Genomic DNA, 26,290 nt, shown 5'->3' with positions numbered 1-26,290 from the left:
CACAGCATGCCGTCCCGTGCTCTGCCTGCCTGATCACACCGTGACCCTCGACGAAGCCGTCTCCCACATGGGGGAGCTGCACGCGAACCATCCGAGGGTCGGCACGGCCCTGCGCTTGATGCGCAACACCTCGGTGGGCACCAGATCGCTCGTCGACCCCTTCGCGGAGGTCACACGATTCCGGACCTTCGGCGAGCGCATGCGCCGTTACGCCGAAGCCGGTACCGCATTAGGGGCACGTGCCGCAGAGGGCGCCCTGGCGGCCGCCGACACCACCGTGCACGAGGTGGACCACCTCGTGCTGGTCTCGTGCACCGGGTACCTCCTGCCGGGGCTCGACGCGCACATCGCGGGCCGCCTGGGCCTGCGCAGGGACGTCCGCAGGCTGTCATTCGGCCAGGTGGGCTGCGCCGGAGGTGCCTACGCCCTGGCGCGCGCCCGCGAGCTGTCCGCCGTCCGCCCCGGGTCCGTCACCCTGATCGTCGCAGTCGAACTGTGCTCGCTGTCGTACCAGCCCGGCGACGACAGGATCGCCTCGTTCGTCTCGACCGCGCTCTTCGGCGACGCGGCCGCCGCCTGCGTCGTCCGGGACGACCGGCCCGGTCTGCGGCTCGACGCCTCGTACGAGGAGCTCGCACCGGACACCCTCGGGCACATCTCCTACGAGGTCGACGAGCTCGGCTTCCACTTCGACACCAACCCCCGGATATCCCGCGTGGTCGCGGACGCGATGCCCGGACTCAGGCGCTGGCTCGAGGAGGAGACGCCCGTGCTCGCGCCGCAGCCGGACTTCCTCATCAGCCACACGGGCGGGCCGCGCATCATGTACGAGGTCAGCAAGGGGCTGGGCATACCGCCGGCCATGTTCAAGCTCAGCGAGAACTCCCTGGCCCTGCGCGGCAACACCGCGAGCGCCGTGGTCTTCGACGTCCTGGAGCAGACCTTCGCCGCCCCACCGCGCACCGGGGGAGCGGGGCTGGTCATCGCCTTCGGCCCCGGGGTCACCACGGTGGCCGTCACCGGCACCTGGGTCGCGTCCTAGGCGTGCCGGACCGCCGGCGGCTTTGCCGGGGTGCGGCCACGATCCCCGCATCCCGGCTCCGGCCGCACGGTCCCGGCCCGCCTCCCATCCGCGCGGTCAGCCGATGGGGCTGCCGCCGGACGTCGGCCGCACCCCCTGGGGGACGGGCAGGTTGAACACGTGCCCCGGGGTGACGATCTTGGTGATCGCCTGGCCGAAGAGGGTGCTGGGCTCCGTCCGGCCGTGCAGGATGTCCGTGTTGAGCAGGACGACCAGCGTCGCCCGCTCCTCCGGCAGGTAGATCGTCAGCGATTCGTAGCCCGGGCAGCGAGCCGTTGTGGCCGATCCAGCCCTGGACGTTGAAGATTCCCAGACCGTACCCGACACCGGAAATGGGTGTCGGAAGAGTCTTCAGGCGCTCTGCCTGCGTCTTGGGACGCAGCAGGGAGCCGGTGGCGACGACACGCGCCCAGGTCCGCAGATCCTGCAGGTTGGAGCTCATCGCGCCGGCGGCCCAGCCCCAGGACGGATTCCAGTACGTGGCGTCCTCGACCGCGCCCGAGGCCGTCTGGTCGGTGTATCCGTGGGCGTGGGGCCTGGGGAACTCGGCGCCCGTCGGGAACAGGGTGTGGCGCAGGCCGGCCGGCTTCAGGACCCGGTCATGGATGAACTTGCCGAGTGGACGGCCGCCGGCCTTCTCCACGACAAGGCCCAGCAGGATCAGATTGGTGTTGGAGTACTCGAACTTCTCACCGGGCCGGAACTGCACCGGATGCTTGAAGGAGTAGCCGAGCAACTCCTGCGGAGAGAAGGGCCGGTACGGATTGGAGGTGAGGGCCTTGAAGAAGCCCGGGTCCTCCGAGTAGTTGAACAGGCCGCTGCGCATGCCGGCCAGGTTGCGCAGGGTGATGCGGTGGCCATTGGGAACGCCCTTGATGTACCGGCCGATCGGGTCGTCCAGCTTCACCTTGCCGTCGTCGACCAGTTCGAGCAGGGCGGTCACGGTGAAGGTCTTGGTCTCGCTGCCGATCCGCATGTGGAGACCGGGGCTCATGGGGGTTCTGTTCGCCTTGTCGGCAACGCCGAAGGCCCGTACGTAATTGCCCCTGCCGGGAGCCGAAAGGCCCACGATGACCCCGGGCACGGAGGTTTCGCGCATCACCTGCCGGATCGCTGTGTCCAGACGTGCGGTGACAGCAGGGCTCAGCTTCGGGAACCGGGTGTGGGCGTCCATGGGTGCTCGTGCCCGCCCCGCCCCCTAGCGCTCCGCCAGCGCTGCCAGCGCGGCGCGCGCCGCGGTTTCGCCCTCCTCGTACGCGTGCTCCCGCGCCTCGTGAATGGCGTCGCCGAGCTGGCGTACGGCCTCGCGGGGTACGGCCCGTCGCCGCGAGTGCCTCACCGTAGAGCGTGCGCAGCAGTACGCGCCGGGGGGCCGCAAGGGGCGGTGCGGCGAGGGCCAGGCCCCGGGCGGCGTGGTCGACGGCCGCGTCGGGGATGCCGACGGCGAGGAGGTGCTGCGTGAGGTGTTGGTGGGCGAGGGCGGCCGTGTCGGTGCGACCGGCCCGCTCGGCCAGGGTGAGGGCCCGGACGAGAAGGGCCCGGGGCCGTTCCCGGTCGCCGTGGCGCATGAGTGCCACGGCGAGGTTGATCCGGGCGATCGCCTCCCCGGCCGTGTCTCCGGCAAGAGCGGCGAGTTCGGGGGCGCGCTCCAGCTGTACGAGGGCTTCTTCGGGTCTGTTCTCTTCGGCCAGCACCCAGCCCAGCAGGGCCCGCGCCCGCGACTGGCCGCCGGGGTCGTCGTCGAGTTCGGCGGAGGCCAGACCCTGTTCGAGCAGCGGCACCCAGCCGTCGCGTACCTGCCACAGGATCAGGGGCCACTGCAGGAGGACAAGACGCCAGGCGCGGTCGTGCATCCCCGCCGAGACGGCGGCCTCGACGGCGCCGCGCATCGTCTCCCGCTCGGCGGAGTACCAGGCGAGGGCGTCCCTGCGGTCGGCGAACGTACGGATCGCGACCGGCCGCCGGGCCCCGGTGGGCAGGGCGCAGCACGGCTCGTTGCCGGGTTCTGCGGCGGCGCACGCCGCGTGGAGGGTGTGCAGCCAGTGGTCGAGCAGCCGCAGCAGCGCCTCGGGGTCGTACCCCGGGGACAGGCTGCGGGCGTAGAGCCGCACCAGGTCGTGCAGCACGTAGGAGTGCGGGCTCGTCTCGACGACCAGTTGGGCGGCGGCCAGCTGGTCCAGGGCGGCGGCCGCCTGGCTGGGCAGGAAGCCGGCGAGTGCGGCGGCTGTGCAGACGTCGAGGGTGGCTCCGGTGTGCGGGCCGAGGCCGTGGAACATCTGCCGGGCCCCTTCGGGCAGGCGCTGCACGCTCAGGCCCAGGGCGGCTGAGACGCCGGTGTCCCCGGTGTTCAGGAGGTCCAGCCTGTTCTGCTCGTCGGCGAGTTCGCCGGCGAAGGCGGCCAGGCCGTGGTGCGGGCGGGTGGCGAGACGAGCAGCCGCGACGCGCAGGGCCAGGGGCAGACCGTCGCACAGGTCGGCGAGCCGTACGGCGGCCTCCGGCTCGGCCGCGACCAGGTCCGGGCCCAGGACGGCGGCGAGCAGCGCGGCGGACTGCGCGGCCGGGAGTTCGCCGATCGCAACGGGACGGGCGGCGTCCGAGGCCACGAGACCGCCGAGCCGGTCGCGGCTGGTGACGAGGGTGACGCAGTTCTCCCCGCCCGGCAGCAGGGGACGCACCTGCTGGGAGTCGCGTGCGTTGTCCAGCACGATCAGCATCCTGCGCCCGGAGGTCAGCTCGCGGTAGCAGGCGCCCAGTGCCTCGGGAGATCCCGGCATCCGATCGGTTCGGACACCGAGGGCGAGCAGGAACTCGCGGAGTACGGCGGTGGTGTCGCGGGCCGGCATGGGGCTGTATCCGTGGAGGTCGACGAAGAGCCGGCCGTCGGGGAATCCGGTGCGCTGCAGGTGCGCCCAGTGCACGGCGAGGGCCGTCTTCCCCACTCCGGCGCTGCCCGTGATCACGACGACGGCATCGGGAGTGCCGTCCACGGCCCGGTCGAGGGCCTTCAGCTCGCTGTCGCGTCCTGTGAAGCCCCGGGGCCTGCGGGGCAGGAGCTGCGGCTCGGCTGCGCCGGGGTGGGGGACGACGGGTTGTGGTGCGGAGGGGTGGCGTCCGGAGGGGTGCGGTCCGTCAGGGTGAGGCGTGGAGGGCGCGACCCCTCCCTCAGGCCCTCCAGGTTCGGCATGTGTGACCGGGGCCGTTGCCGGGCCGGCGGCCACCGGGGCCGGTGAGGGCCGGCGGGCGCCGGACCTCAGGACAGTGGTGTACGCATCGGCGAGCACCGCTCCGGGATCGACACCGAGCTGATCGGCGAGCAGCCGTCGGGTGCGGTGGAACCAGCCCAGTGCGTCCGACTGCAGGCCCGCCCTGTTCAGAGCCAGGATCAGTGCCGCCATCAGCGGCTCCCTCAGTGGGTTCGTGACGGCTTCGGCACGCAGAACGGCCGCCGCCGTTCCGTGCTCACCGAGGTGTCCGTGGGCGGCGGCCAGTTCCTCCACGGCGGTCAGGCGCAGCTCGTCCAGTGTGTGCGCGGCCGCTTCCAGCAGCGGATTGCGTACGGTCCCGGTGAGCGCGGGCCCTTTCCACAGCGCGAGCGCCTCACGCAGCATGGACACGGCCACGGACGGTTCGCGCTGTTCGCGGGCGCGCCGGAGCAACTCCTCGAAACGGTGCGCGTCCACCAGCGTCTCGGGGAGGCGCAGCGCGTACGCCTGCCCCTGCGTGACGAGTTCGACACCGTGGGCCGGGGCCCCGTGGCCGGCCAGCAGAGCTCGCAGCCGGGACACGTGGCCCTGTAACACCGTGCGGGAGTGGCGGGGCGGATCGTCGTTCCACAACGCCTCGGTCAGCCGCTCCACGGTGACGGCCGCATTGGGGCGCAGCAGCAGCATGGCCAGCATGCTGCGGCGCTTGGCGGGGCCGAGCTGGAGGTGCCTTCCGTGCTCGGTCACCACGGAGACCGTCCCCAGCACGCGGAAGTCCATGAGTGCGCCCCCCCTCTTCGCTCCGGTTCACGCCCCCCGGCCGAGCATATGTAGACCTATTTCGGATCATGAGTACGCTCCCGGCCATTCGGCTCGTACAGCCCCGGCCACCGCCCCGACGCCGACGACGAGGCACCGTTAGCCGTCCGTTAGGGCGCCGTTTGCGGGCGCTGAAAGTCTCTTCCGTACCAAGCGGTGTGCGCGGCAGCGTCCGTCCTCACTCCACCGGACGGGCAAAGCAGCAGGCAGCAGGCAGCAGGCAGCAGGCCAACGGCCGAGACGTACGCCCTGACATCGAGTCGGAACCAGGAGTTCCCATGACCATCGCGCTCCTCCGTAGATCGGCCCTCGCGGCCACGACCCTCGTCCTGGCCGGTGCCACCTTCAGCGGTGTGGCCTCGGCCGCCCCCGCGCAGGCCGCGACGCCCAAGCCGGCGGTGAGCCACTGCCACGTGTCGGGCCTCGGTGGTGACTACATCTGCGAGTACGGCGAGGCCTGGCTGACCTACCCGGCAGGCAACCGGCAGGTGTTCGTCATCGGCACCGACTTCGCGGTCTGGACCCGCTGGCAGTACGCGGGCGGCAGCTGGAGCGAGTGGACGTCCTTCGGCGGCAAGCTCCGCAGCGCTGTCCGGGTCGAGGGGAACAACACCTGGACCCCGACCATCTCGGCCGTCGGCGATGACGGCAACCGCTGGTACCGCCACCGCCTGAACAGCGGCAGCTGGACCGGCTGGCAGCGCTGACCGCCCGCGTGACCGCAGGTGCCGTGCGACCGAGCCAACGCCGCACGGCCCGCCTGCCCGGGGCAGAGTGCGGCGAGGGGCGCTGTCAGCCCATCGTGCGCTGCGGAACCTTGGTGTGAATGTCACACCCCTCTCCGGCCGGCGCTGGCCTGGAGTGCCCCGTATGAAGATCATCGAGCTGGAGCCGGGCGACCCGCGACTCATATCCGACCTGCTCCCCGTACTCCAGGAGCTGCGTCCGCACCTCACCGAGGAGAGCTTTCGGGAGGTGCACGAGGAGGGGTACGGCCAGGGCCTGCGCTTCTCGGCCGCGTACACCGACGAGGGCAGGTGCGTCGGTGCGGCCGGCTGGCGCACCGTGGTCAATACGAGCACGCTGCGTTCGCTGTACGTCGACGACCTGGTGACCGCCGCCACCGCGCGCTCGACCGGCGTCGGCCGCGAGCTCCTCACTCACCTGCAGGAGCGCGCTCGCGAAGCCGGTTGCCACCACTTCGTGCTGGACTCGGCCACGCACCGCACGGACGCCCACCGCTTCTACCTGCGGGAGCGGATGGACATCGCCGCCTTCCACTTCATGAAGCCGCTGGGCTGACGGAAGCAGGGGCGGTCAAGGCAGCTCGTTGCAACCATTGCAAGACACGCTCGGCCGCTTCACAGGAAGCAATTTGGGATGAAAAGGATTTTAGCGGACCGGGTGTGAGGGTCGTCGGAGGCGCCAGGCACACTCTTGGTGTTGCAGTGTCGTACACCAAGAGGATGTTCCACCCATGATTACGCTCAAGAAGGAAGACGGCCCGGCGGACCTGGACGGAGTGACGCATCTGTCCATCGGGGTTTCCTGGGACCCCACCGGCGGGAGCAGCGGCGGCGTGATGGGCGTGCTCCGCCGCAAGACCGGCACCGACCTCGACCTGATAGCCATCGCCATGCAGGGCGCGGACCCGGTACGCCTCGCGGGCCTGGATTCCCTCGACCCGATGGGCAACGGCTCCGTGGTGCACAGCGGTGACAACCAGACCGGGCGCGGGGACGGTGACGACGAGACCGTCACGGTCGAGTTCGCCCGGGTCCCGGAGAACATCACGTCGATAGTCTTCGTCGCCGCCGCGTACAAGAAGGGCAGCTCCTTCCAGAAGGCGCGCAACATCAGCTTCAAGGTGTACGACGCGAGCGGCGGCAGCTCCCAGCAGGTTGCCGACATCTGGCCGAGCCTGCTCAGCAGTGACAACGGCTGCGCCGTGGCCAAGGCGGTGCGTGTCGGCGGCAGCTGGAAGCTTGAGGTGATCAACGTGACGGGGAAGATCAAGCAGGGCGACGAGCACGCCCTGATGCGCTTTGCCATCAGCAAGTAACACGGGCGGGCTTTGTGCGGTCCGGGTGCTTGACGGGCCCCCGGACCGCAGCTCATGACGGGGATGGGTGCCGACCCCCGCGCGGCACCCTGCCGCCGTGAGGCGCCCTACGCGCCGGTGCGGGGCGGCAGCCAGTGCTGGACGGTGAAGTCGCCCTTCTCCAGGGTTTCGAAGGGTGCGCTACTCACGCACTTGCCGACACTGTTGACCGGGAGGCCGTCCATGGCCCAGCTGTAGCCGAGCCGGTCCTTCTTTCCGCCCTTGCCGCCGTCCAGGACGGTGAAGCCGAATCGCTTGCCCTTCAGCTCGGCAGCAGGGGGCATCGGTATGCCCGGCGCGACCTTGACCTGGGCGTCGGTGACGACCCCGGTCGCCACGGCGACCGGTCCGCCGGTCAGCAGGCAGTCGATGCGCCCCTTGAACCGCACGTCGAATTCCTTGCCGAACCGGTGACTGACATCGAAGGTCCCCCGGGCCTTGTCCGCGAACCCGTGCGCGTCGATGGAGAAGTGGACGTCGTCGCCGGGCTTCCGCTGCAGCTTGGCGGAGCCGACGATGGAGGGCTCGTCCTTGGTTTGCGCTGCGGCCGTCCCGCTGGTCGTCGTGACGCCGGCCACGACGGCTGCGCACACGCCCAGGGAGACGGCAACGGTGGCAAGGGAACGGCGGCGTATCTGGGGCATCGATCCTCCTGTTGGGTGAGGGGAGCGGCCGGGTCGGTGAGGCCCGCGTTCGGCGTGGCCTGTCGGCTGCTCACATCCAGACTGCCGTCCCTCGCACCTCAACCGCGTCATCACTCGGACGGCTTCCTCTCCGCCGCACGGTGGAACAGCGTTCCTCCTCGACGGCGACACCGGTCGCACATCTCAGCGCTACGCAAGCCCGTAGGGGCGTGGCGCGGCCCTCGTCGTTCAGCCCGCCTCGTATGCGGTTCTGGCCTCGACGATCTCCGGCAGGTGTGTGCGGGCCCAGTCGCAGGCGGTGTCCAGCGGCTCCAGCAGCGAGCGGCCGAGTGCGGTCAGTTCGTACTCCACGCGCGGCGGGTTCTCGTCGTGGACGGTCCGGGTCAGGAAGCCGTTGCGTTCCATCGAGCGGAGGGTCTCGGTGAGCACCTTGGGGGTGACCCAGTGCAGTGGGACACGCAGCTCGGAGAACCGGCGCGGGCCGCCCTCCAGGCAGCGCAACACCATCCCGGTCCATTTGTCGCCGACGCGGAACGGCTGCGCCCGGTCGGAACAGTCGGGATCGTCGAACATTTCCGCGTTCAAGGGTGTGCTCATCCGTCCGACGCTAGCCCAGTACCTTTGCAGTAACCAGGCACCCCTGTCCTACGGTCACCGTCATGAGCAACGACATCATCATTTTCGGAGCAGGCGGACGGGTCGGCCGGGCGGCTGTGGCGGAGGCGGTGGCCCGTGGTCACCGAGTGACAGCGGTGGTCCGTGACCCCGCGAAGTACCAGGACCTGGGCGGCGACCGCGTCGCCGTCGTGCAGGGAGACGTGACCGATCCGCGGTCCGTGGCGGCCCTGGCCGCGGGCCATGGCGCGGCGCTCAACGCATCGGTGCGCCTCGACATCGCCTCGGAGGAGTACTTCACCGCGGCGGCGAGCGCCCTGATCGCAGGCTTGGCGGAGGCAGGGGTACGGAGGCTGCTGACCATGGGCATCGCAACCACACTGGAGACGGCCCCGGGCGTACGGGTCATGGACGGGCCGGAGTTCCCCGCGGCATGGCGGGCCTTCGCACAGGGACATGTGGCGGAATACGAGCTCCTCTCCACGGCCGGCCCGGACCTCGACTGGCTGATGGTCGTACCGCCACTGGATCTGAACGCGGACGCCGAATCCACCGGCAGTTACCGGACGGCGGTCGGAACGGTACTGGATGGTCCGGGCCGGATCTCGCACGCAGACCTCGCGATCGCCGTGCTGGACGAGATCGAGACGCCGCGCCACAGTCGCGTGCAGTTGGCAGTAACGGCGGCTGCCGCGCACCGGTCCTGACGATACCTACTTGCCGGGTTCCCTGGAGAGGGCCGCCGGAGGCGCAGACGGGGGGTTGTGGCGGTGGCAGGGGCCGGCTCCAGGCCACTCTGTTCGCAACTGTGGCCGAACAGTCCACGCCGTAATGGGCTTGGCTGCATCCGATCCTGTGGGGTGGGCGACCCTGCCGCGATGCTGGGAGGCCTGTGCTGGTTGGCGCCCGGTCATACCTCGACGCGTTTCGTGAGAGGAAGTCGCACATGGCTCCGATTCCGGTCAAGCCCGGCAAGTACAAGATTCACGCCCACATCATCGGTCCTACCAGCTTGTTGACGGCCACCGAGTACGCCGTCAAGCACGGTGCCCCCGTCATCACCGACCGCCTCAACCCGCTCCCGATCGAGCAGGAGTGGATCATCGACTACCCCGAGGCCGGGCAGGAGCCCGTACCCGGGGCGCCGTACGTGATCCACCTCGCCTACCACCCCGCCGCGGGCCTCGTCGTTCCCGAGGACAAGCTCTTCGTCAACAGTGTTCCGCGGTCCGACTGGGCGAAGTTCACCTTCGAGCGAGTCATCGGCGGAATCAAGATCCTGTCGGACAAGGGGCTCGCCCTGCGCGCCGGGCACCGCGGTGCCCAGATCGAACTCGTAGCGCCCAAGCCCGAGTTCCAGGAGACCTGGACCTTGGAGTACCTGGGCCCGATCCCCACGGAGTAACGCGGGGCCATGGGGTGGCCGGCGGTGACACCGCCGGCCACCCCGTCTTGTGCACTTTCACGGAACCCGGGCCACCTCGATGCGATCGGCGGCGGTGTTCGCCTCCGGATTTCCCGGCCACAGCGGCCCTGCCTCCGACTTGTCCCAGGTTCCCTGCCGACGTGCAGGGCGCCCCGGCCGCTCGCCCCCTCTCTACCAGTATTTGCGTTCCGGCAATTCCACCCAGACATCCGGCTGCCCGGTGATGGCGCGTGCGTCGGTGGGGCGCAGTCCCACCCACGCGCAGGCGTGGGCGACGGGGTGGCCGTGGTAGAGGTAGGCGAGCAGGACCTCTTCGGATGTGAGGGTGTCGTAGGGATTCGGGCCGCCCCCGGGGTGGAGGTCCCCTCCTTCGGTGACGCCGTCGCGGACGACGCTGCCCTGGTTGCCGCTTTTGGCGTTGGCGTACAGGCCGTAGGAGGCCGTGCCGGCGGATAGCCGTTTCTGCAGCTCGGTAGTGTCCGGCGCGAAGCCCCAGGGTTGGGTGATGATGCACCCGCCGGGAACGGTGGTCACGCCGACGATGCGCATGTCGTCGTCGATGGCGCGTCCAGCCAGGGGGTCCTCCTGCAGCGCGCGCAGTCTGCTGCCCTGCAGGAGAGTGGCATCCAGGCGGCGTATGGCTTCCTGGGCGTCGATACCGGCCACGCAGGCCAGGCCCAGGCCGAGGTGGTCGGATTGTTCCAGGGCGGCGCGGAGCCGCTCGGCCTCGCGCACTACCGCGTGTTCAGCCGGGCTCAGCCCGCGCTCGCCCTCGGGCAGCACGAACAGGTCGGGCGTGGGGCCGGCCAGGCTGAGCCGCCCCGGCGACCAGCCCCCGAGCACCGGCTCCCAAGGGTCCTCACCCGCAGCTACGAGCTCCTCCACGAACTCGGGCTGATCATCCATGAGGACCTCCCACAGCGGCGGCATGTCGTCCTCCGACGCGTACTCCTCGAACAGGAATACGGGCATTGCTGCGTCGTCGAGCTGCGGTGCGCCGGACGCCGTGGCACTGACATATCCGGCGGGGCCCGCCACTTCCCAGGGCGTTGTCAGTGGGCCGTGCGAAGGTGCCGTCATGCTTGCGATCGCAGTGGATACGGAAACCGGACAGCGGCACATCAGGGCGACCGACCGGGAACTCGACGGGCTCGTACGCCGCATCGGCGGGGACGGCGACAGGTTCCTGGTCGTCCAGCGGGTCCCCGATCTGCCCGACGTCTTCATCCAGGTATGGCACGAGACCGGTGACGTCTACACCCTGGAACACCGTGACGGCGCACCCGACCGGCACTTCCGGGCGACGCTGGATGCTCCGGAGCCCGTGATCGCTGCCATGACCGGCTGGGCTCGCGGATCGGACGGCTGGGACGCCGGCCTGGAGTGGGCTCCCCTGGCCTTCGACGTACAGCCGCCCGTTCCTCCACTGGAACTCGGTGACGAGGACCGCGCCCTGCTGGAGGGCCGGCTCCGCGAAATCCTGGTCGGCGGCTACACCACCCGGGCCGAGCTGGCCGAGACCGCCGAGGACTACCTGATAGCCGGAGACCACCGGCCCGTCTCGCCCGCGCAGGCCCGGCAGCTCGCCGACCGCATGTGGCTCGAGCGGGTGGAGGAGCAGTCCTCCTGGCAGGGTGAGACCGACCCGGAGCGCCTCACCCGGGCCTTCACGGCGCTGGCGGCCGCGGGCATTACGGCCCGCGAGGACTTCACCTGCTGCAGCACCTGCGGGGACTCGGAGATCGGCGGAGAGTGCCCGCCGGACGCCCGCGGTTTCGTCTACTTTCACACCCAGTGCACGGACGCGGCGGCCGCCGGCCACGGACTGACGCTTCTGTACGGCGGATTCGACGGCTCCTCGGAGACCACGGCGGCGATCGGCCGCGAGGTCGCCGCCGCCCTGACCGAGGCCGGACTCCCGGTGGAGTGGGACGGCGCCCCGGGCCTAGCCCTCACCGTCACGCCCCTGGACTGGCGTAAGCGCCTCGTGGGATAGGGGTGTGCCTGCGGGGAGGGCGGACGTCGCGCGGCCTCGGGGAACCTGCGCCGCCGCAGTGGGAAGGCTGCTGCCCGGCTGCGGCTCGTGGAGGAATTGGTCGCTCAGGTGCCCGGGTTCGAGGGCGCGTACGAGTGCCACGTCTTCAACGAGAAGGGGGTGCTCGCGCACCTGTTCTTCTGGGATGTCGTACAGGGCGCCGTCCGCTCGCCGGCGGCAGCAGCCCACGGTCGTCCACCGTGGCCGGAACCGGAACCCGGGCTCTGCGGTGGGTCGGAAGCTCTGCAGGGGGCCGCCGTGCTCCTCTACCGTGGGCGCGAGACCCGGGAGGCAGACGTGGACGTCGTGCAGGGCAAGCACCGCTCGCCCATCGCAGATGACGGGCATCAGCCCAACCGGCCCGTCCCTCCGCCTCCACCTCCGCCCCCGCCACCTGAGCCGGCCCCGGAGAAGAAGTATCAACCTCGTGAAGACCTCCCCGGCTGCGCCCGCTGCCCACGTCGACCAGCTGCTGGCCGACGTCACCAAGCTCCTGGGACGGCAGCTGCCGCCCGAGTACGAGCGCGCGCTGCGCACGGTCCCGCGGCACCTGTTCCTGCCCGATCGGCTGTGGCTGCGCGACGGCGAAGGCGGCTACCGGCCCTGCGACCGTTCGACGAACCCCGACGGGTGGCTCACCGCGGCCTACGCCGACACCCCGCTGGTCACCCAGTTCACCGACGGGCTCCCCTCGTCGTCGGCTTCCATGCCCTCCATGGTGCTGCGCACCCTGCTGCTGGCCGGAATCGGCGACCACGCAGGTGAAGCCCGGCCGCGAAGGGTGCTGGAACTGGGCACCGGAACGGGTTTCAACGCCGCCCTCCTGTGCGCCGTTCTGGGCGATGAGGCGGTCAGCACGGTCGAACTGGACCCGCTGCTCGCCGCACGGGGGGAGCGGAACCTGAAGGACGCGGGCTTCGCACCGGCAGTCTCCTGCGGTGACGCGGCCGCCGGGTGGCCGCTCGGAGCGCCGTATGAGCGGGTGGTCGCGACGTTTTCCGTCGACCGGGTCCCGCAGGCCTGGGTTGAGCAGACCGTGGCCGGCGGGCGCATCGTCACGCCGTGGACCTCGGCTTGGTGCCGCTACGGGACCCTCGCGCTGACGGCCGACCGGGACGGCACCGCGCGCGGCCGGTTCCACGCCTTCGCCTCCTTCATGCCCATGAGACGCCCCTGCCAAGGCACCGTGGGTCCTGCAACCGCACCCGTCCAGCACAGGGGAGTGACGAGTCTGTCGCCATGGCTGGTCGCGGGCGGAGATCTCGACGCCGAGTTCCACCTCGGCCTGGCCGTCCCCGGCGCGTCCTTTGCCTGGGACGCCAGCGGTGAGCACGCCCCCACTCGCCTGCACATCGCCGACGACGAAGGCCCGTCCTGGGCGGCTGTGGACTACGACGGCCGCAGCGCCGACCGGTTCGCTGTGATCCAGGCGGGCCCGAGGCTGCTCTGGGACGAGATCACCGCCGGATACACCCACTGGGAGACGCTCGGGCGCCCCCGCATCGGCCAGTACAGGCTCAGTGTGAACACGGCCGGCGACCACGCTGTGCAGGTGGAGACAGGACGCGGCAGGTCCGGGATCACCATCCCGGAGGGCCGAGCCAGCCGGCTGAGCCCGTGAGTTGACGCTGCGTCAGCAGATCAGCCTGGCACCGGGCCTGTCGCTCGGGGCATCCCGATCCACCTCCGACGCGACAGTGTTACTGGTCGGTCATGAGCATGTCTTGAAACCGCTTCAGGGCCGTTTTCAAGATCATCCGCTGATAGGTTCCCGTCTTGCCGGGTCCAAGATCATCGGCACTCGGCTAGACCATTGTTGAGGAGCAAGAAGTGAATTCTGTCATTCGGGGGAAGAGCGCGGGCAAGCGTGCCGCGGCCGTGGCGGGCCTGCTGGTCGCCGCCACGCTCGGCGGCGCGGCTCTGGCGGCGCCGGCGTATGCCGACGACGTCTACGGTCACTGCACGGGCGAGGGCGTGCGCATCCGCGCCGCCGCGAGCGCGTCCAGCTCGGTCGTCGGTCTCTGCTACAGCAACCACCGCCTGGCGCACCGTGACGTCTCGGGCGACGGTCAGTGGGACAAGGTCTACGACGTGAACACCGGCGTGTCCGGCTGGATCTCGCACGGTTACTGGAGCTGGTAAACAGCAGCGGGGGCCGCGGGGGGTTCTACCCCGCGGCCCCCGGGCTTTCTTCCCGGGGGAGGCGGCGGAGACCGCACGGTCGGATCACTGAAGTCAGCCCTCACCCTCATCCGCCTGCTCCCTGGGTGCCGGCGCTACACCGGTGGTGAAGGGCCGGTTCTGGTATTCGGTCATGGCCCGCCGATGAACGAGACGCAATGGTGCAAGGTCGTTCCGCTGCTGGACGGATACCGCTGCGTCCTGCCCACGCTGCCGCTCGGCGGTCATCGTCAACCGATGAACCCGCGCAGGAGCCGGACGCGCCACTCGCCCCGGGCGGCCCAGCAGCCAGGACAGCCGACCGCTCAGCCGAACATCACACTGTGTGGAGCGGCGCTGCTGAAGTTCACCGAGGTGTTCGGCTGCATCGTCATGCGTGCTCCCTCGCAGCCATGCTCGGCGAACACTGTCGCCTTGGTGTTCGTGTGGTTGGCGGCACTCCTGGCCCCGCTGATCAACAGGAAGCACTCGCCGTTCTGCGGGTTGTGCAGAGTGAAGCGGTCCTCGTTCACATTGACGTAGGTGAAGTCCCCGGTGGCAGCCTGGGCACTGGTGGACAACCCGGTGAACAGAGCGAGAGCGGCGCCGATGGTCGCGGCCGTCCGTACGACGTTCCTCAGTGACTGCATGACAGTTCCCCCTGGATGCCTGCGGGCGTGGATCCCCCGATCGCCGTAAGAGTCGTACATTCCGACTATTTCTTGAAGCGTCGGGAGCTGTTGTCACCCGAACGGAGTACCGCGCAGCCAGGTCCGGGCTGGAAGCCGGGGCCGAGGGCGACCTCGGGGCGCGATACCGCAGAATATGGCCTCGTGATCCGAGTCAAGAAGAAAACCAGCCTTGTCCTGGCCCGTATAGCCGGGCTGGCTGTCCTCGTGCCCGTGGCAGCCGGCTGCGGTGGTGGGACGGACGAGTCGCCGCTGGGCACCGTTCACCAGGACCGCCCTCCGGCCTACGCACCCGGGCGCCCCAAACCGGTGGACCGTATCGAGGGCCCTCTCGAAGTCCGCCGTGGGGAGCGCTTCTCGATAGCGATGCGTGAGAACATTTCGGCCCGGCAGAACTGGAACATCTCCGGTTCGGGCCCGGACGAGGCTGTCGTGCGTCCCAAGGGGACGAGCAGCCATCAGACGGCGAGGGAGAAGGAAGCCGTCGGCTCCGGCTACACCAAGTACTTCACCTTCGAAGCGGCCGGGCCCGGAGCCACCACGATCGTGCTGGCCAACAGTTGTGGCACGGACCCGGCACGCGGCTGCTATTCGGCCAGTCTGCCGCGCACCGTCACATACCGCGTGTCGGTCCGCTGAGACGGCAGCCGGGGCGCCGACCCGCCCGGCGTCACCGCCCCGGCACCCAGCGCTTTTGTCGCTCCGCGGCCTGGCGCCCGTGCCGGAACGCCGCCGTCAGAGGCGTGGGATGGGGACGCCCGCGGAGCGGAGCTTGGTCTCCAGGAGATCGGCCATCCGGGCCCCGGCTGGTGACTGATTGCCGAAGCGGCTGATGAGCCGGTACCGGATCGCGGCCTCGGTGCAGGCTTGGAAGCTGGTCACGATCTTCAGCCGTTCGGGGCTGGCGAGGAACGCCTCGGCCATGGCGGTCACGAGTTCCTCGATGCGGGGGTCGTCCGGTGCCCAGGCCGTGGCTTCCCCGCTGCGCTTGATCAGGGCGATGAACGGGGCGTCATCAAAGGCGTGCTCGAGCGCGGTGAGGTAGTCGTCGACGCCTTCGGGGGCCAGTGCCCTGGCCAGCACCAGGCCCTCCCGGGAGGCCGCCACGTCCTCAGGAGGGAAGCCGAGGCCGTGCATCCGGTCCAGCAGCGCCAGAGCGCGGTCGGGCAGCAGGGCCCGGTCGCCCTCGGCGAGCCGGTGCAGTTTGTCGCGCCGCGCGATCAGCTCCTCGATCCGATCGGTGAGGCGCTGTTCGACGTCGATGAGTGCGGCGGCGAACTGTTCGGCGTCGGCCTCCAGCAGGGGCCCGATCTCAGCCAGCGGCACGCCGGCGGCGGCCAGCGTGCGGACCTGGACCAGTCGTAGCAGTTCGGTTGATCCGTACCGGCGGTAGCCGGATCGGTCGCGTGGGGGTTCCTCGAGCAGCCCGTGCCGGTGGTAGTGCCGCACGGTCTTGATCGTGACGCCGACGAAGGCCGCTGCCTGGCCGATCGTGAGCCCGTCCGTCATCGGCTCGGCGAATCCTCCCGGCCATGGGCTGCTGCCGTCTCGCGTACTGCAGCGGCGACGGCACGGAAGTCCTTGCGCAGGATCGTGCCGTGGTTGCTCGCGACCTTCGCGCTCACCTTCAGGTTCGGGTTGCGGGCGAGCACCGGGCCGAGTGTGGCGCGCATCTGTTCTTGCTCGTCGCCCTTGCTCCCGAAAGCCTCCCCCGAGGCGACGACGTACCGGACCGGGCAGGTCAGACTGTCGAGAACCGGTCCGAGGGCGGCGTGGAGCCCGTGGCTCTCGATGGCGACCTCGGCATGCTGCCTGGTGGACATGCGGGCGGCCATGCCCAGCGGCCGGAGCACCGGCATCAGCCATCCCAGTCGGCGGAACAGCTTCCGGATCCGCTCGAAGGAGGCCTCGTCGGTCCAGCCGCAGGGGAACGGGCCGTCAACCCCGACGATGCCGAAGGTACGGTCCGGGTTCCGGCCGGCCCAGTGCACCGCGATCAACGCGCCGTAGGACCACCCGACCAGCAGCGGCCGGTCCACGCCCCTCGCCTTGAGGACGGCGTCGACGTCACGGACGCATGCCTCGAACGAATAGTCCGCCGAGCGCTTCGACCGGCCGCGAGCCCGCTCGTCGTAGGTGATGTGCCGCCAGCCGGTGCCGAGTTCGGCGATCACGGGCCGCCAAGGCCGGTGGTCGGCGTAGCAGCCGTTCAGATAGACGACGGGACGGCCGGGGCCACCGGTGTCGGTCACGGCCAGAGCGGTGTCGTCGACCTTCACCATGCCGCTCCAGGCCGAGTCGGCCGGTTTCGAGGTGGTCATGCCAGGAGTGTGAACCCTGACCTCGGGTCAACGTCAACCGGCGGCCGCGCCGGCCGGTGCCGTCGGCGGCGACGGCGTGTCAGTGGTGGTTGTGCCGACCGAGGGTTTCCACGGGGGTCGCGCCGGGGCGGGTCCATTGCGGCACGGGGCGGCTGGTCGGGCCCCAGGTGGCGCGGCCGTCGGCGTCCGAGCGCCAGTACCAGCAGGCCTGGCGGGCCTCGGCCGGGTACCCCTCACGGACATCGCCGATCACCGGCCGGCCCTCGGGGTTGTCCTCCCACGCCTCGCCGCGGCCATAGGGCGTCATGTCGAGCAGGCCGAGGGAGCCGTTGACCCGCTCGTTGCCGCGGCCCGTCGTGGAGTAGGTGAGGAACGCGCGGTCGCCGTCGCGCAGGAAGCAGACGATGTACCCCATTTCTCCGCCGACCGGTGCCTCCACGCCCCGCACCGAGTACCAGGGCTGGGTGTAACCCATGAACTCGACGTAGGCAGCCACCTCGGCCCACGGGCCCGAGGTCAGGACGGCGAACGAGACGCCCCGCGCGTTGAGGTAGACGGCGTCCTTCACGTGCCAGGCCGTGGTGGTGCAGCCCTCGCACTGCCCCTGGTGGGGCGCGCCGTCGTACCACATGTGCTGGTAGACCACGAGCTCGTCGCGTCCCTGGAACAGGTCCAGGAACGGGACCGGGCCCTCGGGTCCGACGACCTCGACCGTCCCGTCGAACTCGACCATCGGCAGCCGCCGCCGGGCCGCGGCGATCGCGTCGCCCTCATGGGTGTGCGCCTTCTCGCGGACCAGCAGCTCCTCGCGCGCCGCCTGCCAGGTGGCCAGGTCGACGACCGGCGGCTTGCCGGGGAGGTCACTGCTCGCGTTGCCGGGCGTGGTCGTCATGGCGTCCTCCGAAATGTCTCGTGCCAGGCAGCGTCGTACCACGCCCTACGGCGCTCACCACAACAGACTCGCCACCCGGCCGGCACTCGTGGTCCGCGCGGGCTCGGCCGAGGCGTCCTTTGTATCCCAGCGCGAGTCCAGTAGTTCAGTAGAGCGGGAAGGCCCAGCCGCCGGGATACCAGGGCGGTCAGGGTGGTGCCGCCGAGGAGAGCCGCACCGAGTTCCGCAGCTGTCAGCCGCAGGTCCGCAGGAGCGGTCGTGGGTTCGCAGATCACCGATGCCCCCTCCGCGCACAGTCGGTGGCGTCCGCTGTTCCACGGGCAGAAGTCGTCGCGCACATCGAGGACGAGGTCCAGCGGGAGGACGTAGCGTCGACCCGCCAAGGCCCGGTCGACATCCGCGAGCCGTACCCACAGGCGGTCGACCGGGGTGGATCGCACGGCACGCGGGTCGGTTCAGCAGGTGGGGCAGCGGCTCGTCCACGGCGCCTTCGTAGTCGATCCAGGTCACCAGATCGATCCCGATGACGAAGCGCCACAGCGCGGCGTACGCCTGGCGTGAGAGCGCCGCCAGTTCCACTACCTGCACCACGCCGGCGCTGCCGCCGAGCCCATCCGGAGCGGAGCTGTGCCGGTAGAGCGCGTAGCCCGTGGCCCGGCCGTCGCCGTCCCGGTGCACGACGAAGCGAAGCGAGGTGGCCCCGCCACGCTGATGGGTATGGTCGGCGAGGCGGACGGTCCAGTGCTCCGGCCGGCGGTCCGGCCAGCCCACCGCCATGGTGCGGGCCTGGTCGTACACCTCCTCGAGGAGCGGCCGGGCCTGGTCGGCCGTCTGCAGGCGGACGGTTCCCTCCCCGAAGTCCGTGCCCGGGCGGAACCGCATGGCACGGCGGTCGCAGCGCACCGGATTGCCGAGCGTCGCGGGACCGTAGCCGTAGCGTCCGTAGATCCCGGCCTCGGAAGGGCGGAGCGCGGCGATCGGCTCGCGCTGTTCCTCGTACAGCTCGGTGAGCTGGGCACCCATCATCGAGGTGAGGATGCCGCGGCGGCGATGCGTCGGAGCAACGCCCACAGAAGCGATGCCGGCCACTGGCAGGACGCCTCCTGGCACGGTCAGCATCCGGCTGCAGACGGAGGCGCCGGCGACCGGCACCCCCTCGTCGAAGACGGCTACGGTGCGGCTGAGGTCGGTCGCAGCTCGCTGGTCGGCCAGTGCCTCCTTCGACCGGTCCATGCCGTACCGGGAAGCCGGCCGCCTGGTATTGAGGCAGAGGCCATCGCCTTCAAGCCGTGGATGGGGTCGGCCGGCGACGCTGTCCAGGGAGCGACCGTGTGACGACTGCCCTTTCGCGCGGGATCTCCCGCCAGGGCGTCGCAGCACTCCCCACTCGGCGGGTTGTGTCAGTGCTCCTGGGGCTGGTCGTCTTTCGGGCCCTTCGGTTCCGCGTCCTCCAGCTGTTGCCGGCAATCGGGGTTGTGGCAGCGGCGGGGAGTCCACACAGGCACGACGATGCCGAAAGTCTTGTGCCGCCTTTTGATCGTCATGGTCAGGGGCTGCTTGCAGACCGGGCAGAGAATTTCTCCCTGAGGGCCGGTCTCATGCTGGACTTTACTCATTCTTTAACCATAGATCCTGTGGTCGGAGCAGGGCAGGAGAAGCAGTGGGGGCAGCAAGCGATGATTCAGCGCGCAGGGCGGGGCGGCTCACCCGGTTCCTGCTCCTGCCGTACGCGCGCGCTGTCGTCGGACCGGGGGGCGTCGGAGGGAGTCGCGTCGGGCGGGGAGGCCGCCTCCTCGTTCGGCGCCGTGGTGGCGTGGGGTGTGGCGGGGCGGCGCAGGCTGAGAACGACGGATCCGGTCAGGACGACGACGATGAACGCGAGACTGATGGGTGAGGGGATTTCCGGGATGCCGGAGCTGATCATCTTGTGGGATGCCTGGAGAATGAGCTTGACGCCGATGAAGGCGAGGATGATCGCCAGGCCCTTGCTCAGGTAGTGGAAGCGGTCCAGGAGGCCGGCGAGCATGAAGTACAGCGCTCGCAGGCCGAGGATGGCGAAGGCGTTGCTGGTGTAGACGATGAAGGCGTCGTCGCTGACGGCGAGCACGGCGGGGACACTGTCGACGGCGAAGATCAGGTCGGCGGCCTCGATCGCGGCGACCACCGCGAGCAGCGGCGTGGCCATACGCTTGCCGGCTTCCTTGACGAAGAACTTCATGCCGGCGTATTCGTCCCTGACGGGCATGATTTTGCGGAGTAGCCGAACGGCGAAGCTCTTGCCCGGGTCGAAGCTCTCTTCCTCGTCCTTGAGGAGCTTGTAGGTGCTGTAGAAGAGGATGGCGGCGAAGGCGTACAGCACCGCGGTGAAGCGGGTGACCACGGCGACGCCGAGGGACAGGAAGATCGCGCGGAAGACCAGGGCGCCCATGACGCCGAAGAACAGCACGCGGTGCTGGTAGGCGCGGGGCACCTTGAAGTAGGCGAAGATCACGGCGAAGACGAACAGGTTGTCGACCGACAGACTCTTCTCCAGCAGCCACGCGGTCGTGTACTCCGTCCCGGCTGTCGTGCCGAGAACGAGGAAGACGACGGCGCCGAATACCAGGGCGAGGCCCACCCACAGGCCGCTCCAGGCCGCGGCCTCCTTGAAGCCGATGACGTGCGCCGAGCGGTGGGCCAGGAGGTCCACCGCCAGCGACACGATCACCGTCGCGGCGAACGCCCCCCAGAGCCAGAACGGAACCTCAAGCACGCTGGTCACTTCCCTGATGGCCTGCGCTCACGCGCGGACCTTATAAGGAGTCTGCGGTATTTTGCGCCATTGGGCGACCCAGGAACGCGGATCTTGGCCTTGCCTGGAGCCTGGGCCGGCCGGCCTGGCCCGCCGCCCTCCCCGTCCCTGTCCTCATCCTCGGCGACGGCGATCACAGTGCGTCTGCTGTGCAGCGCGCCGTGTGAACGCGTCGTGATGTGGGTTTCAGATGTGGGATTCAGATGTGGGTTTCATGGGAGGCGCGACGGCAGTCAGGGTGGCCGGCCTCGTAGGACAGCTCGCACATCAGGCCGGAAGCGGTGAATGCGCTCTCGTCGGCATGCGGGCGACCACATTACGGGTCTTTCCGATCACGCTACGGTCACCACCTTTGGGTGCCTGACCCGCACCGCTTCCGTCCCCTGACCGTTGTGGCGCGCCGCCCAGGTTTCCAGGGCGGTGCGGCAGGCATGGTCGAGATGGCGGACCTGTGAGAGGTCGAGTTCGATCGGGCGGTCCTGCGGCAGCGCTTCCAGGGTTTCCAGGAGGCGGGGCAGACGCAGGAAGGTGGCGTGGCCCGCGACGGCGACGACGATGCGTCCCTTGGCCGGCTCGCGGATGTCGAGATGGAGGGTGGAGGTGTCCCAGGCCGACTTGACGACGGCGAGGAGCAAGCCCAGCACCACGCCTTCGAACATGCTGGTGGTGACGATGGCGATGGCCGTGATGCCCAGAATGACGGCCTCGCCGCGGTGCTCGCGCCACAGTGGGGCGAGTTCCTTGAACGGCACGAGCTTGCAGCCGGCGTGGACCAGGACGCCGGCGAGGGCGGCCAGCGGGATGATCCCGATCGCTGCAGGGAGCAGGGCGGCGAACAGCAGCAGCCACGCGCCGTGGAGGATGCGGGAGCGCTTGGTCTTCGCGCCGGCCTGGACGTTGGCGGAGCTGCGGACGATGACGGCGGTCATGGGCAGGGCGCCCAGGATGCCGCAGAGGGTGTTGCCGACGCCCTGCGCCATGAGCTCTTTGTCGTAGTGGGTGCGCGGGCCGTCGTGCATGCGGTCGACCGCGGCGGCACTGAAGAGGGACTCCGCCGAGGCGATGAGGGTGAAGGCCAGGACCGTGCCGAGGACGCCGATGCCGCCGAGAGCGGTGAGGTCGTTCAGGGCCGGTGGCTGGATGGCGTCGATCAGGCCCTTTACTTCCACGTTGGCGATGTTGAGGCCGCCCAGGGCCGTGACGGCCGTGGCCAGAGCTACGGCCACCAGCGGGCCGGGGAGTACCTGGGCCTTCGCCGGGACCTTCTTCCACAGAACCAGGACGACAATGGTGCCCGCGCCAACTGCGAAGGCGGTCAGGGCGGTGCGGTCCGTGGCGATGTCCGCGATCAGGCCCGGGATGCCGACGATCTTGTCCACACCGGAGCGGGGCTGCTTGATGCCGGCCATGGTGTACAGCTGGCCGAAGAGGAGGACGAGTCCAATGCCGGCGAGCATGCCCTGCACGACAGCCACGGAGATCGCGCGGAACCAGCGGCCGAAGCGTACGGCGCCCAGGGCGATCTGGACCAGGCCGGTGGCCAGGACGATCGCTCCGAGGACGCCGAGGCCGAATTCCTGGACGGCTTCGAAGACCAGGACGGTCAGCCCGGCGGCGGGGCCGCTGACTTGAAGGCTGCTGCCGGGCATGGCGCCGACGACCAGGCCACCGACGATGCCCGTGATCAGCCCGAGTTCGGCCGGCACGCCCGAGGCGACGGCTATACCCACGCACAAGGGGAGGGCAACCAGGAACACGACGAGGGAAGCCAGGACGTCACGCCGCAGGCCTACGGGGTCTTTGGAAGTGGGGAGCATGATGAGGTTCCTCGCACGACGGAAGCGGGGGCAAGGGCAGCCCGTGAGAAGGGCGGACGCAGGTCACAGCGGGGGAATCCACTCGCCGCCGCTGTGCTCCCTGATCAGGGCGGTGTGCGCCTCGTAGTGCCAGGCGCGCCCGACAGCGTTCCGTCCTTGAGCTTCTCCCGCACACACGGGTACGCACGCAGCCGCTCCACGTGGGCTACCGGATGGCGCTGCACTGTCTCCGCCAGGTCGGGCGACATGGCCACGGCCCTCCGCACAGACCGCTGTGCGGAATGCTCCGGCCGGCCCCGCACGGCAGGGGCGGCAGAGAGCGCATTGCCGCGCACCAGGGGCGTTGAGGTCAGCGCGGGCACCACCCGCGAGCCGGAACAGGTAACGAGCGGCGCCTGCGGACTCTGGCCCGCCTCCAGGGCGCAGGGCTCATCAGCCCGCTCGGTCATGTGCGTAGTGAGGGAACGCGTGCTGTCTACCAAGGACTTCATGGTGGCCTACCTCCTGCGCCCGCCCGAATACGGAAGAGCGTGGTGTTCAAGGTCATCATTGACGTGCATCAGCGACCGGAAAGGCATGACAACAAGCGCTTGCTACGCATTCGTTGACGCGAGAAGCCGGGGGTCCACTGCCTCAGGGTGGATGCGCCAACAGCTGAGCTGTCCCAGACGCCTTCGACCACCCCTTTACCGAGAGATTACCTTACGGATGCAGGCAATGGGACGGTCAAATGATGTTCTGGAAAAGGTAATTGGCGTAATGGGGGCAGTACGCGCCCCCGGCGCACGCCCTTGAGGCGCGGAGGCCATGATGCGCCCGCGCCCGGCCGGGCGCACCTCGCATCCGGGAGAGTCCGGCAGGGCGCCTTGTCTCTGCGCCGCCGTAGGTGCCGGTTGGCCCTGAGACGCCCCTCTTCAGCGGTCCATAGGATGCTGGTGATCGGGTCGTGATCGGGTGGCGATCGGGCCCGCGAGAAGGGGGCGGCAATGGGTGACATACCGGGTGCACGCGAGGAGCTGGACCGGCTGGGACGCGCCCTGCGCGCGCAACTGGTCGAGCTGATCAACGAGCTGACCCCCGGCAGCGACCTGCGCCTGCTGTTTCTCGACGAGCCGACGGTCGTCGACTGGCACGAACCGCTCCGCTACCAGTACGGGACCAGCTCCTTCAACGGGCAGTACCCCGCCCATGCCAGTGCCGCCGACATCGCGTCTCGCGCGGCAGCCCTGCTCGGCTCGGCGAACTGGGAGGTCGCCACAACGCAGGAAGAAGTCCGCGGCAGGACCCGGTTCGTGGTCACCGGCCGCCGCGACGGCTGCGGCATCGAGATCAGCGTGGGCGACCGCAGATCCGTCGTGTACTTCGACGGGCGGACGCCGGCGATGGCCTTGTACGAGACCGAGGAGTTCGCGTGGCCGGAACCGGTGCGCACGGCCGAGACCGTCACATCGGGATATGTGCTGTGCTACGAGTGCGACGGTCTGGGGTGGTGCCCCGGATGCGGGGGACGCGGCTGGATGCACGACGAGGCCCGCGGGCGGAAGAACTGCTCCGCATGCCGCCGCGAGCGGGTCTGCCTGATCTGCCGGGGCGCGGCGCAGCTCGCGATCTCTTCGTTGTCGCCGTACCAGCGGGGCTATTACCCCGAACTGGGCTAGCTTGATCGTCGAGGCCGACGATCGCGTTGCGAGGCACCGTGATCCTGGCCCTGCCGGTGCCGGTGCCGGTGCCGAGTTCTGACGCCCGTGCCGGTCGAAGACCGGCCCGGGGCGCCTTTCTACTGCTTCACCACTTGTCGATGCCCATGGTCTTCGCCGCACTGTGAATCGCGTTGTAGTGCGGGATCGACATGTCGGACTTCTTGTCCTTCGGCGGCAGCTTGCGGTCGGTCTGCCGGAATTCGTCGCGGGCGGCGGCCAGCAGGCTGGTGCCGTAGCTGACGGGCACGTCGTCCTTCCCGTGGATGGGATGCGACTTGGCCGCCGTCCGGCTGCCGGCGCCGGCCAGGATGCTGCGGGCCTGGTTGTACGCGGCCGGCTTGATCGTCTTCGGGTTCGGTGCCACTGCGTGTGCTCCGGCCACGACATGAGCGTCGCCGACACCGACCGCGGCGGAAGCGGGGACAACGGCCGTGGCGATGGCTCCGGCCGCAACCGCCGCGGCGAGCCCGGTCCGAACGAGGAGCTTCATGAGAGAGCCTTCCCTATTCGACAGAGGATTCGGATCTTGTGAGGGGAGCCTGCCCTGTACGGATCATGTAATAAACGATCAAATCCGGCCCCGCTTGATCGGCCTGTCGGTCGGTCCGGTCGGTTTCTGGCATGCGTGAGGCGCATCCGTACGATGTTGATCATGTCTACGACAAATCGACGCCGGGCCGCTCTGGCCGCGGCGGCCATGACGACGCTGTTCGGCGCGGGTGCGGCAGGGTGCGCATCCGGTGGAGATGGAGCGCAGGGAGCGGATGGGGCGGAGGGCGCGTCGAAGGCGCAAGCGTCCCCGCAGCGGAAGGCGGAGGAGGGCCTTGTCGGCATACTGGTCGCGGGGCGACCGGTCACGGGCACGAAGCCGTCCGGGATCGACGGATTCCCGTACCGGCGCACGTATACGGACGGAGAGCTGTACTCGGCGGTGACGGGATACCGGTCGCTGGCGTACGGGGCGTCGGGGCTCGAGAGCATCTACAAGGACGCGCGTGGCGCGGTGGAGACCACCGTCGACCCGGCCCTGCCAGCGCGCGGCGGCGGAGGGCCTGCGGGGGCACAAGGGAGCGGCGGTGGCCCTGGACGTGGAGACGGGTCGCATCCGGGCCCTGGTGAGCGCACCGTCGTACGACCCGTCGGCGTTCAGCGGGAATGCGCGCGCGGACGCGGGAGCGTGGAAGGAGCTGAACGCCAACCAGGACAAGCCCCTGCTCAACCGAGCCCTGCGGCAAGCGGTTCCGTCGGGCAGGACGTTCCACGTGGTGGTGGCAGCAGCGGCGCTGGAGAAGGGGCTGTACACGTCGGTGGACACGCCGACACGCGCACCGGGCGGCACCGGCGGCTGCGAGAACGCCTCGATCAGCCATGCGCTGCGGAATGGATGCGACGAGGTCTTCACCGCCATGGCGGCGGAGGTGGGGCGGGACGCGGTACGGGCGACGGCCGAGGCGTTCGGCTTCAACGAGAAGCAGCTCGACGTGCCGCTGCGGGTCATGGAAAGCACGTACGGCGAGGGGGAAGCGAAGGCGACGCCGCTGCAGATGGCGAGGGTGATGGCGGTCATCGGAAACGGCGGCAAACAGATCGGCCCGCAGCTGGTGGACCGGATCGTGCACAGTGACGGCAGCGTCCAGAAGCCGAAGGCTTACGCGGCGGCAGGCCGGCAGGCGATCAAGCAGGGGACGGCGGCTCAGCTGCGTTCGGCGCTGGGGTCCGGGCAACTGGCGACCCGCACAGACGCGGAGTCGTGGTCCGTGGCCCTCCTGCGCACGGCGGACGGCCGCCTGCTGGGAGTGGCGGTACAGGCGGACGGGGACGGCCCCAGCGGGACGGCCTCGTCGGCGCCGGTCATGGACCGCATGGTGAAGGCGGCTACAGGCTGACTGCCGACTGCCAACTGTCAGCTGAGCGGTTCTCTGAACAGCCGCTTGTATTGCAGTTCTCCGGGCTCAAGGACCTGGAGCAAGTCCAGGCGCCGGAGCCAAGGGTGCAG

At 69.8% G+C, this 26,290-nt stretch carries 24 protein-coding genes and 5 pseudogenes; 14 read left to right on the top strand and 15 right to left on the bottom strand.

Annotated features, from left to right (window positions below; genetic code table 11):
• Window positions 1-40: 40 nt before the first annotated feature.
• Window positions 41-1,042 carry a type III polyketide synthase gene (locus tag ACFPP6_RS09035; protein ID WP_382038894.1) on the top strand — a complete coding sequence of 334 codons (1,002 nt, stop codon included), beginning with the start codon at window positions 41-43 and terminating at the stop codon, window positions 1,040-1,042.
• 96 nt (window positions 1,043-1,138) lie between these two features.
• Here ACFPP6_RS09035 and ACFPP6_RS09030 read toward each other — a convergent pair.
• Both ACFPP6_RS09030 and ACFPP6_RS36650 read right to left on the bottom strand, forming a co-directional pair.
• A pseudogene (locus tag ACFPP6_RS09030) lies at window positions 1,139-2,237 on the bottom strand (serine hydrolase domain-containing protein); the annotation flags it as partial.
• A 2,155-nt stretch (window positions 2,238-4,392) separates the two neighbouring features.
• Window positions 4,393-4,971: pseudogene (locus ACFPP6_RS36650) on the bottom strand (AfsR/SARP family transcriptional regulator); the annotation flags it as partial.
• Window positions 4,972-5,381: 410 nt separating this feature from the next.
• Between ACFPP6_RS36650 and ACFPP6_RS09020 the strand changes: the two are divergent.
• The 3 genes from ACFPP6_RS09020 (at window position 5,382) to ACFPP6_RS09010 (ending at window position 7,165) form a co-directional block, all read left to right on the top strand.
• Complete coding sequence (locus ACFPP6_RS09020; protein WP_382038892.1) at window positions 5,382-5,810, top strand: DUF8189 domain-containing protein; 429 nt, start codon at window positions 5,382-5,384, stop codon at window positions 5,808-5,810.
• 163 nt (window positions 5,811-5,973) lie between these two features.
• Window positions 5,974-6,405 (top strand): GNAT family N-acetyltransferase, encoded by a 432-nt coding sequence (locus ACFPP6_RS09015; RefSeq protein WP_382038891.1) that lies wholly within the window; start codon window positions 5,974-5,976, stop codon window positions 6,403-6,405.
• A 175-nt stretch (window positions 6,406-6,580) separates the two neighbouring features.
• Complete coding sequence (locus ACFPP6_RS09010) at window positions 6,581-7,165, top strand: TerD family protein (protein ID WP_087924617.1); 585 nt, start codon at window positions 6,581-6,583, stop codon at window positions 7,163-7,165.
• Between the two features lie 107 nt (window positions 7,166-7,272).
• On the opposite strand, the gene ACFPP6_RS09005 is transcribed toward ACFPP6_RS09010, so the two are convergent.
• Complete coding sequence (locus tag ACFPP6_RS09005) at window positions 7,273-7,848, bottom strand: hypothetical protein (RefSeq protein ID WP_382038889.1); 576 nt, start codon at window positions 7,846-7,848, stop codon at window positions 7,273-7,275.
• Between the two features lie 228 nt (window positions 7,849-8,076).
• Window positions 8,077-8,445, bottom strand: a complete 369-nt coding sequence (locus ACFPP6_RS09000; RefSeq protein ID WP_382038887.1) for a winged helix-turn-helix transcriptional regulator — start codon at window positions 8,443-8,445, stop codon at window positions 8,077-8,079.
• Between the two features lie 62 nt (window positions 8,446-8,507).
• Between ACFPP6_RS09000 and ACFPP6_RS08995 the strand changes: the two genes are divergently transcribed.
• Both ACFPP6_RS08995 and ACFPP6_RS08990 read left to right on the top strand, forming a co-directional pair.
• A complete protein-coding gene (locus ACFPP6_RS08995; protein ID WP_382038885.1) occupies window positions 8,508-9,170 on the top strand; it encodes an NAD(P)-dependent oxidoreductase in 663 nt (220 codons plus the stop codon).
• Between the two features lie 239 nt (window positions 9,171-9,409).
• Window positions 9,410-9,868 (top strand): hypothetical protein, encoded by a 459-nt coding sequence (locus ACFPP6_RS08990; RefSeq protein ID WP_382038883.1) that lies wholly within the window; start codon window positions 9,410-9,412, stop codon window positions 9,866-9,868.
• Between the two features lie 192 nt (window positions 9,869-10,060).
• Here the strand turns inward: ACFPP6_RS08990 and ACFPP6_RS08985 are convergent, their stop codons facing one another.
• A complete protein-coding gene (locus tag ACFPP6_RS08985) occupies window positions 10,061-10,861 on the bottom strand; it encodes an ankyrin repeat domain-containing protein (RefSeq protein WP_382038881.1) in 801 nt (266 codons plus the stop codon).
• Between the two features lie 106 nt (window positions 10,862-10,967).
• Between ACFPP6_RS08985 and ACFPP6_RS08980 the strand changes: the two genes are divergently transcribed.
• From ACFPP6_RS08980 to ACFPP6_RS08965, 4 genes and pseudogenes are all read left to right on the top strand, one after another.
• Window positions 10,968-11,885 carry a DUF6891 domain-containing protein gene (locus ACFPP6_RS08980; protein ID WP_382038880.1) on the top strand — a complete coding sequence of 306 codons (918 nt, stop codon included), beginning with the start codon at window positions 10,968-10,970 and terminating at the stop codon, window positions 11,883-11,885.
• A 466-nt stretch (window positions 11,886-12,351) separates the two neighbouring features.
• Window positions 12,352-13,545 (top strand): protein-L-isoaspartate O-methyltransferase family protein, encoded by a 1,194-nt coding sequence (locus tag ACFPP6_RS08975; RefSeq protein ID WP_382038878.1) that lies wholly within the window; start codon window positions 12,352-12,354, stop codon window positions 13,543-13,545.
• 209 nt (window positions 13,546-13,754) lie between these two features.
• Complete coding sequence (locus tag ACFPP6_RS08970; protein WP_382038876.1) at window positions 13,755-14,066, top strand: SH3 domain-containing protein; 312 nt, start codon at window positions 13,755-13,757, stop codon at window positions 14,064-14,066.
• A 108-nt stretch (window positions 14,067-14,174) separates the two neighbouring features.
• Window positions 14,175-14,351: pseudogene (locus ACFPP6_RS08965) on the top strand (alpha/beta fold hydrolase); the annotation flags it as partial.
• 59 nt (window positions 14,352-14,410) lie between these two features.
• On the opposite strand, the gene ACFPP6_RS08960 reads toward ACFPP6_RS08965, so the two are convergent.
• On the bottom strand, window positions 14,411-14,734 hold the full coding sequence (locus ACFPP6_RS08960) for a hypothetical protein (protein WP_382038874.1): 324 nt from the start codon (window positions 14,732-14,734) through the stop codon (window positions 14,411-14,413).
• 183 nt (window positions 14,735-14,917) lie between these two features.
• Here ACFPP6_RS08960 and ACFPP6_RS08955 point away from each other — a divergent pair, with 183 nt between their 5' ends.
• Window positions 14,918-15,412, top strand: a complete 495-nt coding sequence (locus ACFPP6_RS08955) for a protease inhibitor I42 family protein (RefSeq protein ID WP_382038872.1) — start codon at window positions 14,918-14,920, stop codon at window positions 15,410-15,412.
• A gap of 96 nt (window positions 15,413-15,508) precedes the next feature.
• Here ACFPP6_RS08955 and ACFPP6_RS08950 read toward each other — a convergent pair whose 3' ends face one another.
• The 8 genes and pseudogenes from ACFPP6_RS08950 to ACFPP6_RS08915 form a co-directional block, all read right to left on the bottom strand.
• Complete coding sequence (locus ACFPP6_RS08950; protein WP_382038870.1) at window positions 15,509-16,282, bottom strand: MerR family transcriptional regulator; 774 nt, start codon at window positions 16,280-16,282, stop codon at window positions 15,509-15,511.
• Entirely contained in the window at window positions 16,279-17,094 is an 816-nt protein-coding gene (locus tag ACFPP6_RS08945) for an alpha/beta fold hydrolase (RefSeq protein WP_382038868.1), read from the bottom strand. Before ACFPP6_RS08945 ends, ACFPP6_RS08950 begins: the two co-directional genes overlap by 4 nt.
• Before the next feature lie 79 nt (window positions 17,095-17,173).
• On the bottom strand, window positions 17,174-17,986 hold the full coding sequence (locus ACFPP6_RS08940; protein ID WP_382038866.1) for a DUF899 domain-containing protein: 813 nt from the start codon (window positions 17,984-17,986) through the stop codon (window positions 17,174-17,176).
• Window positions 17,983-18,324, bottom strand: coding sequence for a sterol carrier protein domain-containing protein (locus ACFPP6_RS08935; protein ID WP_382039236.1), 342 nt, complete (start codon window positions 18,322-18,324; stop codon window positions 17,983-17,985). The genes ACFPP6_RS08940 and ACFPP6_RS08935 overlap by 4 nt, the downstream gene beginning before the upstream one ends.
• Before the next feature lie 148 nt (window positions 18,325-18,472).
• Window positions 18,473-19,219 (bottom strand): annotated as a pseudogene (locus ACFPP6_RS08930) (GNAT family N-acetyltransferase); the annotation flags it as partial.
• A 167-nt stretch (window positions 19,220-19,386) separates the two neighbouring features.
• Window positions 19,387-19,602 (bottom strand): hypothetical protein, encoded by a 216-nt coding sequence (locus ACFPP6_RS08925; protein WP_382038865.1) that lies wholly within the window; start codon window positions 19,600-19,602, stop codon window positions 19,387-19,389.
• 65 nt (window positions 19,603-19,667) lie between these two features.
• Window positions 19,668-20,738, bottom strand: a complete 1,071-nt coding sequence (locus ACFPP6_RS08920) for a TerC family protein (protein WP_382038863.1) — start codon at window positions 20,736-20,738, stop codon at window positions 19,668-19,670.
• 371 nt (window positions 20,739-21,109) lie between these two features.
• Window positions 21,110-22,594 (bottom strand): SulP family inorganic anion transporter, encoded by a 1,485-nt coding sequence (locus ACFPP6_RS08915; RefSeq protein ID WP_382038861.1) that lies wholly within the window; start codon window positions 22,592-22,594, stop codon window positions 21,110-21,112.
• A 986-nt stretch (window positions 22,595-23,580) separates the two neighbouring features.
• Here ACFPP6_RS08915 and ACFPP6_RS08910 point away from each other — a divergent pair.
• The gene (locus ACFPP6_RS08910) at window positions 23,581-24,252 is read left to right on the top strand and encodes a hypothetical protein (protein WP_382038860.1); all 672 of its coding nucleotides are present in this window, start codon (window positions 23,581-23,583) and stop codon (window positions 24,250-24,252) included.
• A gap of 127 nt (window positions 24,253-24,379) precedes the next feature.
• Here the strand turns inward: ACFPP6_RS08910 and ACFPP6_RS08905 are convergent, their stop codons facing one another.
• Window positions 24,380-24,784 carry a hypothetical protein gene (locus tag ACFPP6_RS08905; RefSeq protein ID WP_382038858.1) on the bottom strand — a complete coding sequence of 135 codons (405 nt, stop codon included), beginning with the start codon at window positions 24,782-24,784 and terminating at the stop codon, window positions 24,380-24,382.
• Window positions 24,785-24,937: 153 nt separating this feature from the next.
• On the opposite strand from ACFPP6_RS08905, the pseudogene ACFPP6_RS08900 reads away from it, so the two are divergent.
• Together ACFPP6_RS08900 and ACFPP6_RS08895 are read left to right on the top strand one after the other, a co-directional pair.
• Window positions 24,938-25,273, top strand: a pseudogene (locus tag ACFPP6_RS08900) (penicillin-binding transpeptidase domain-containing protein); the annotation flags it as partial.
• A 16-nt stretch (window positions 25,274-25,289) separates the two neighbouring features.
• A complete protein-coding gene (locus ACFPP6_RS08895) occupies window positions 25,290-26,180 on the top strand; it encodes a penicillin-binding transpeptidase domain-containing protein (RefSeq protein ID WP_382038856.1) in 891 nt (296 codons plus the stop codon).
• Window positions 26,181-26,290 lie beyond the last annotated feature (110 nt).

The organism is Streptomyces aureoversilis (assembly GCF_042657885.1).
GTDB classification, from domain to species: domain Bacteria; phylum Actinomycetota; class Actinomycetes; order Streptomycetales; family Streptomycetaceae; genus Streptomyces; species Streptomyces aureoversilis.
The sequence above is the reverse complement of the archived record's forward strand: the minus strand, read 5'-3'. Positions and strand labels throughout refer to the sequence as shown.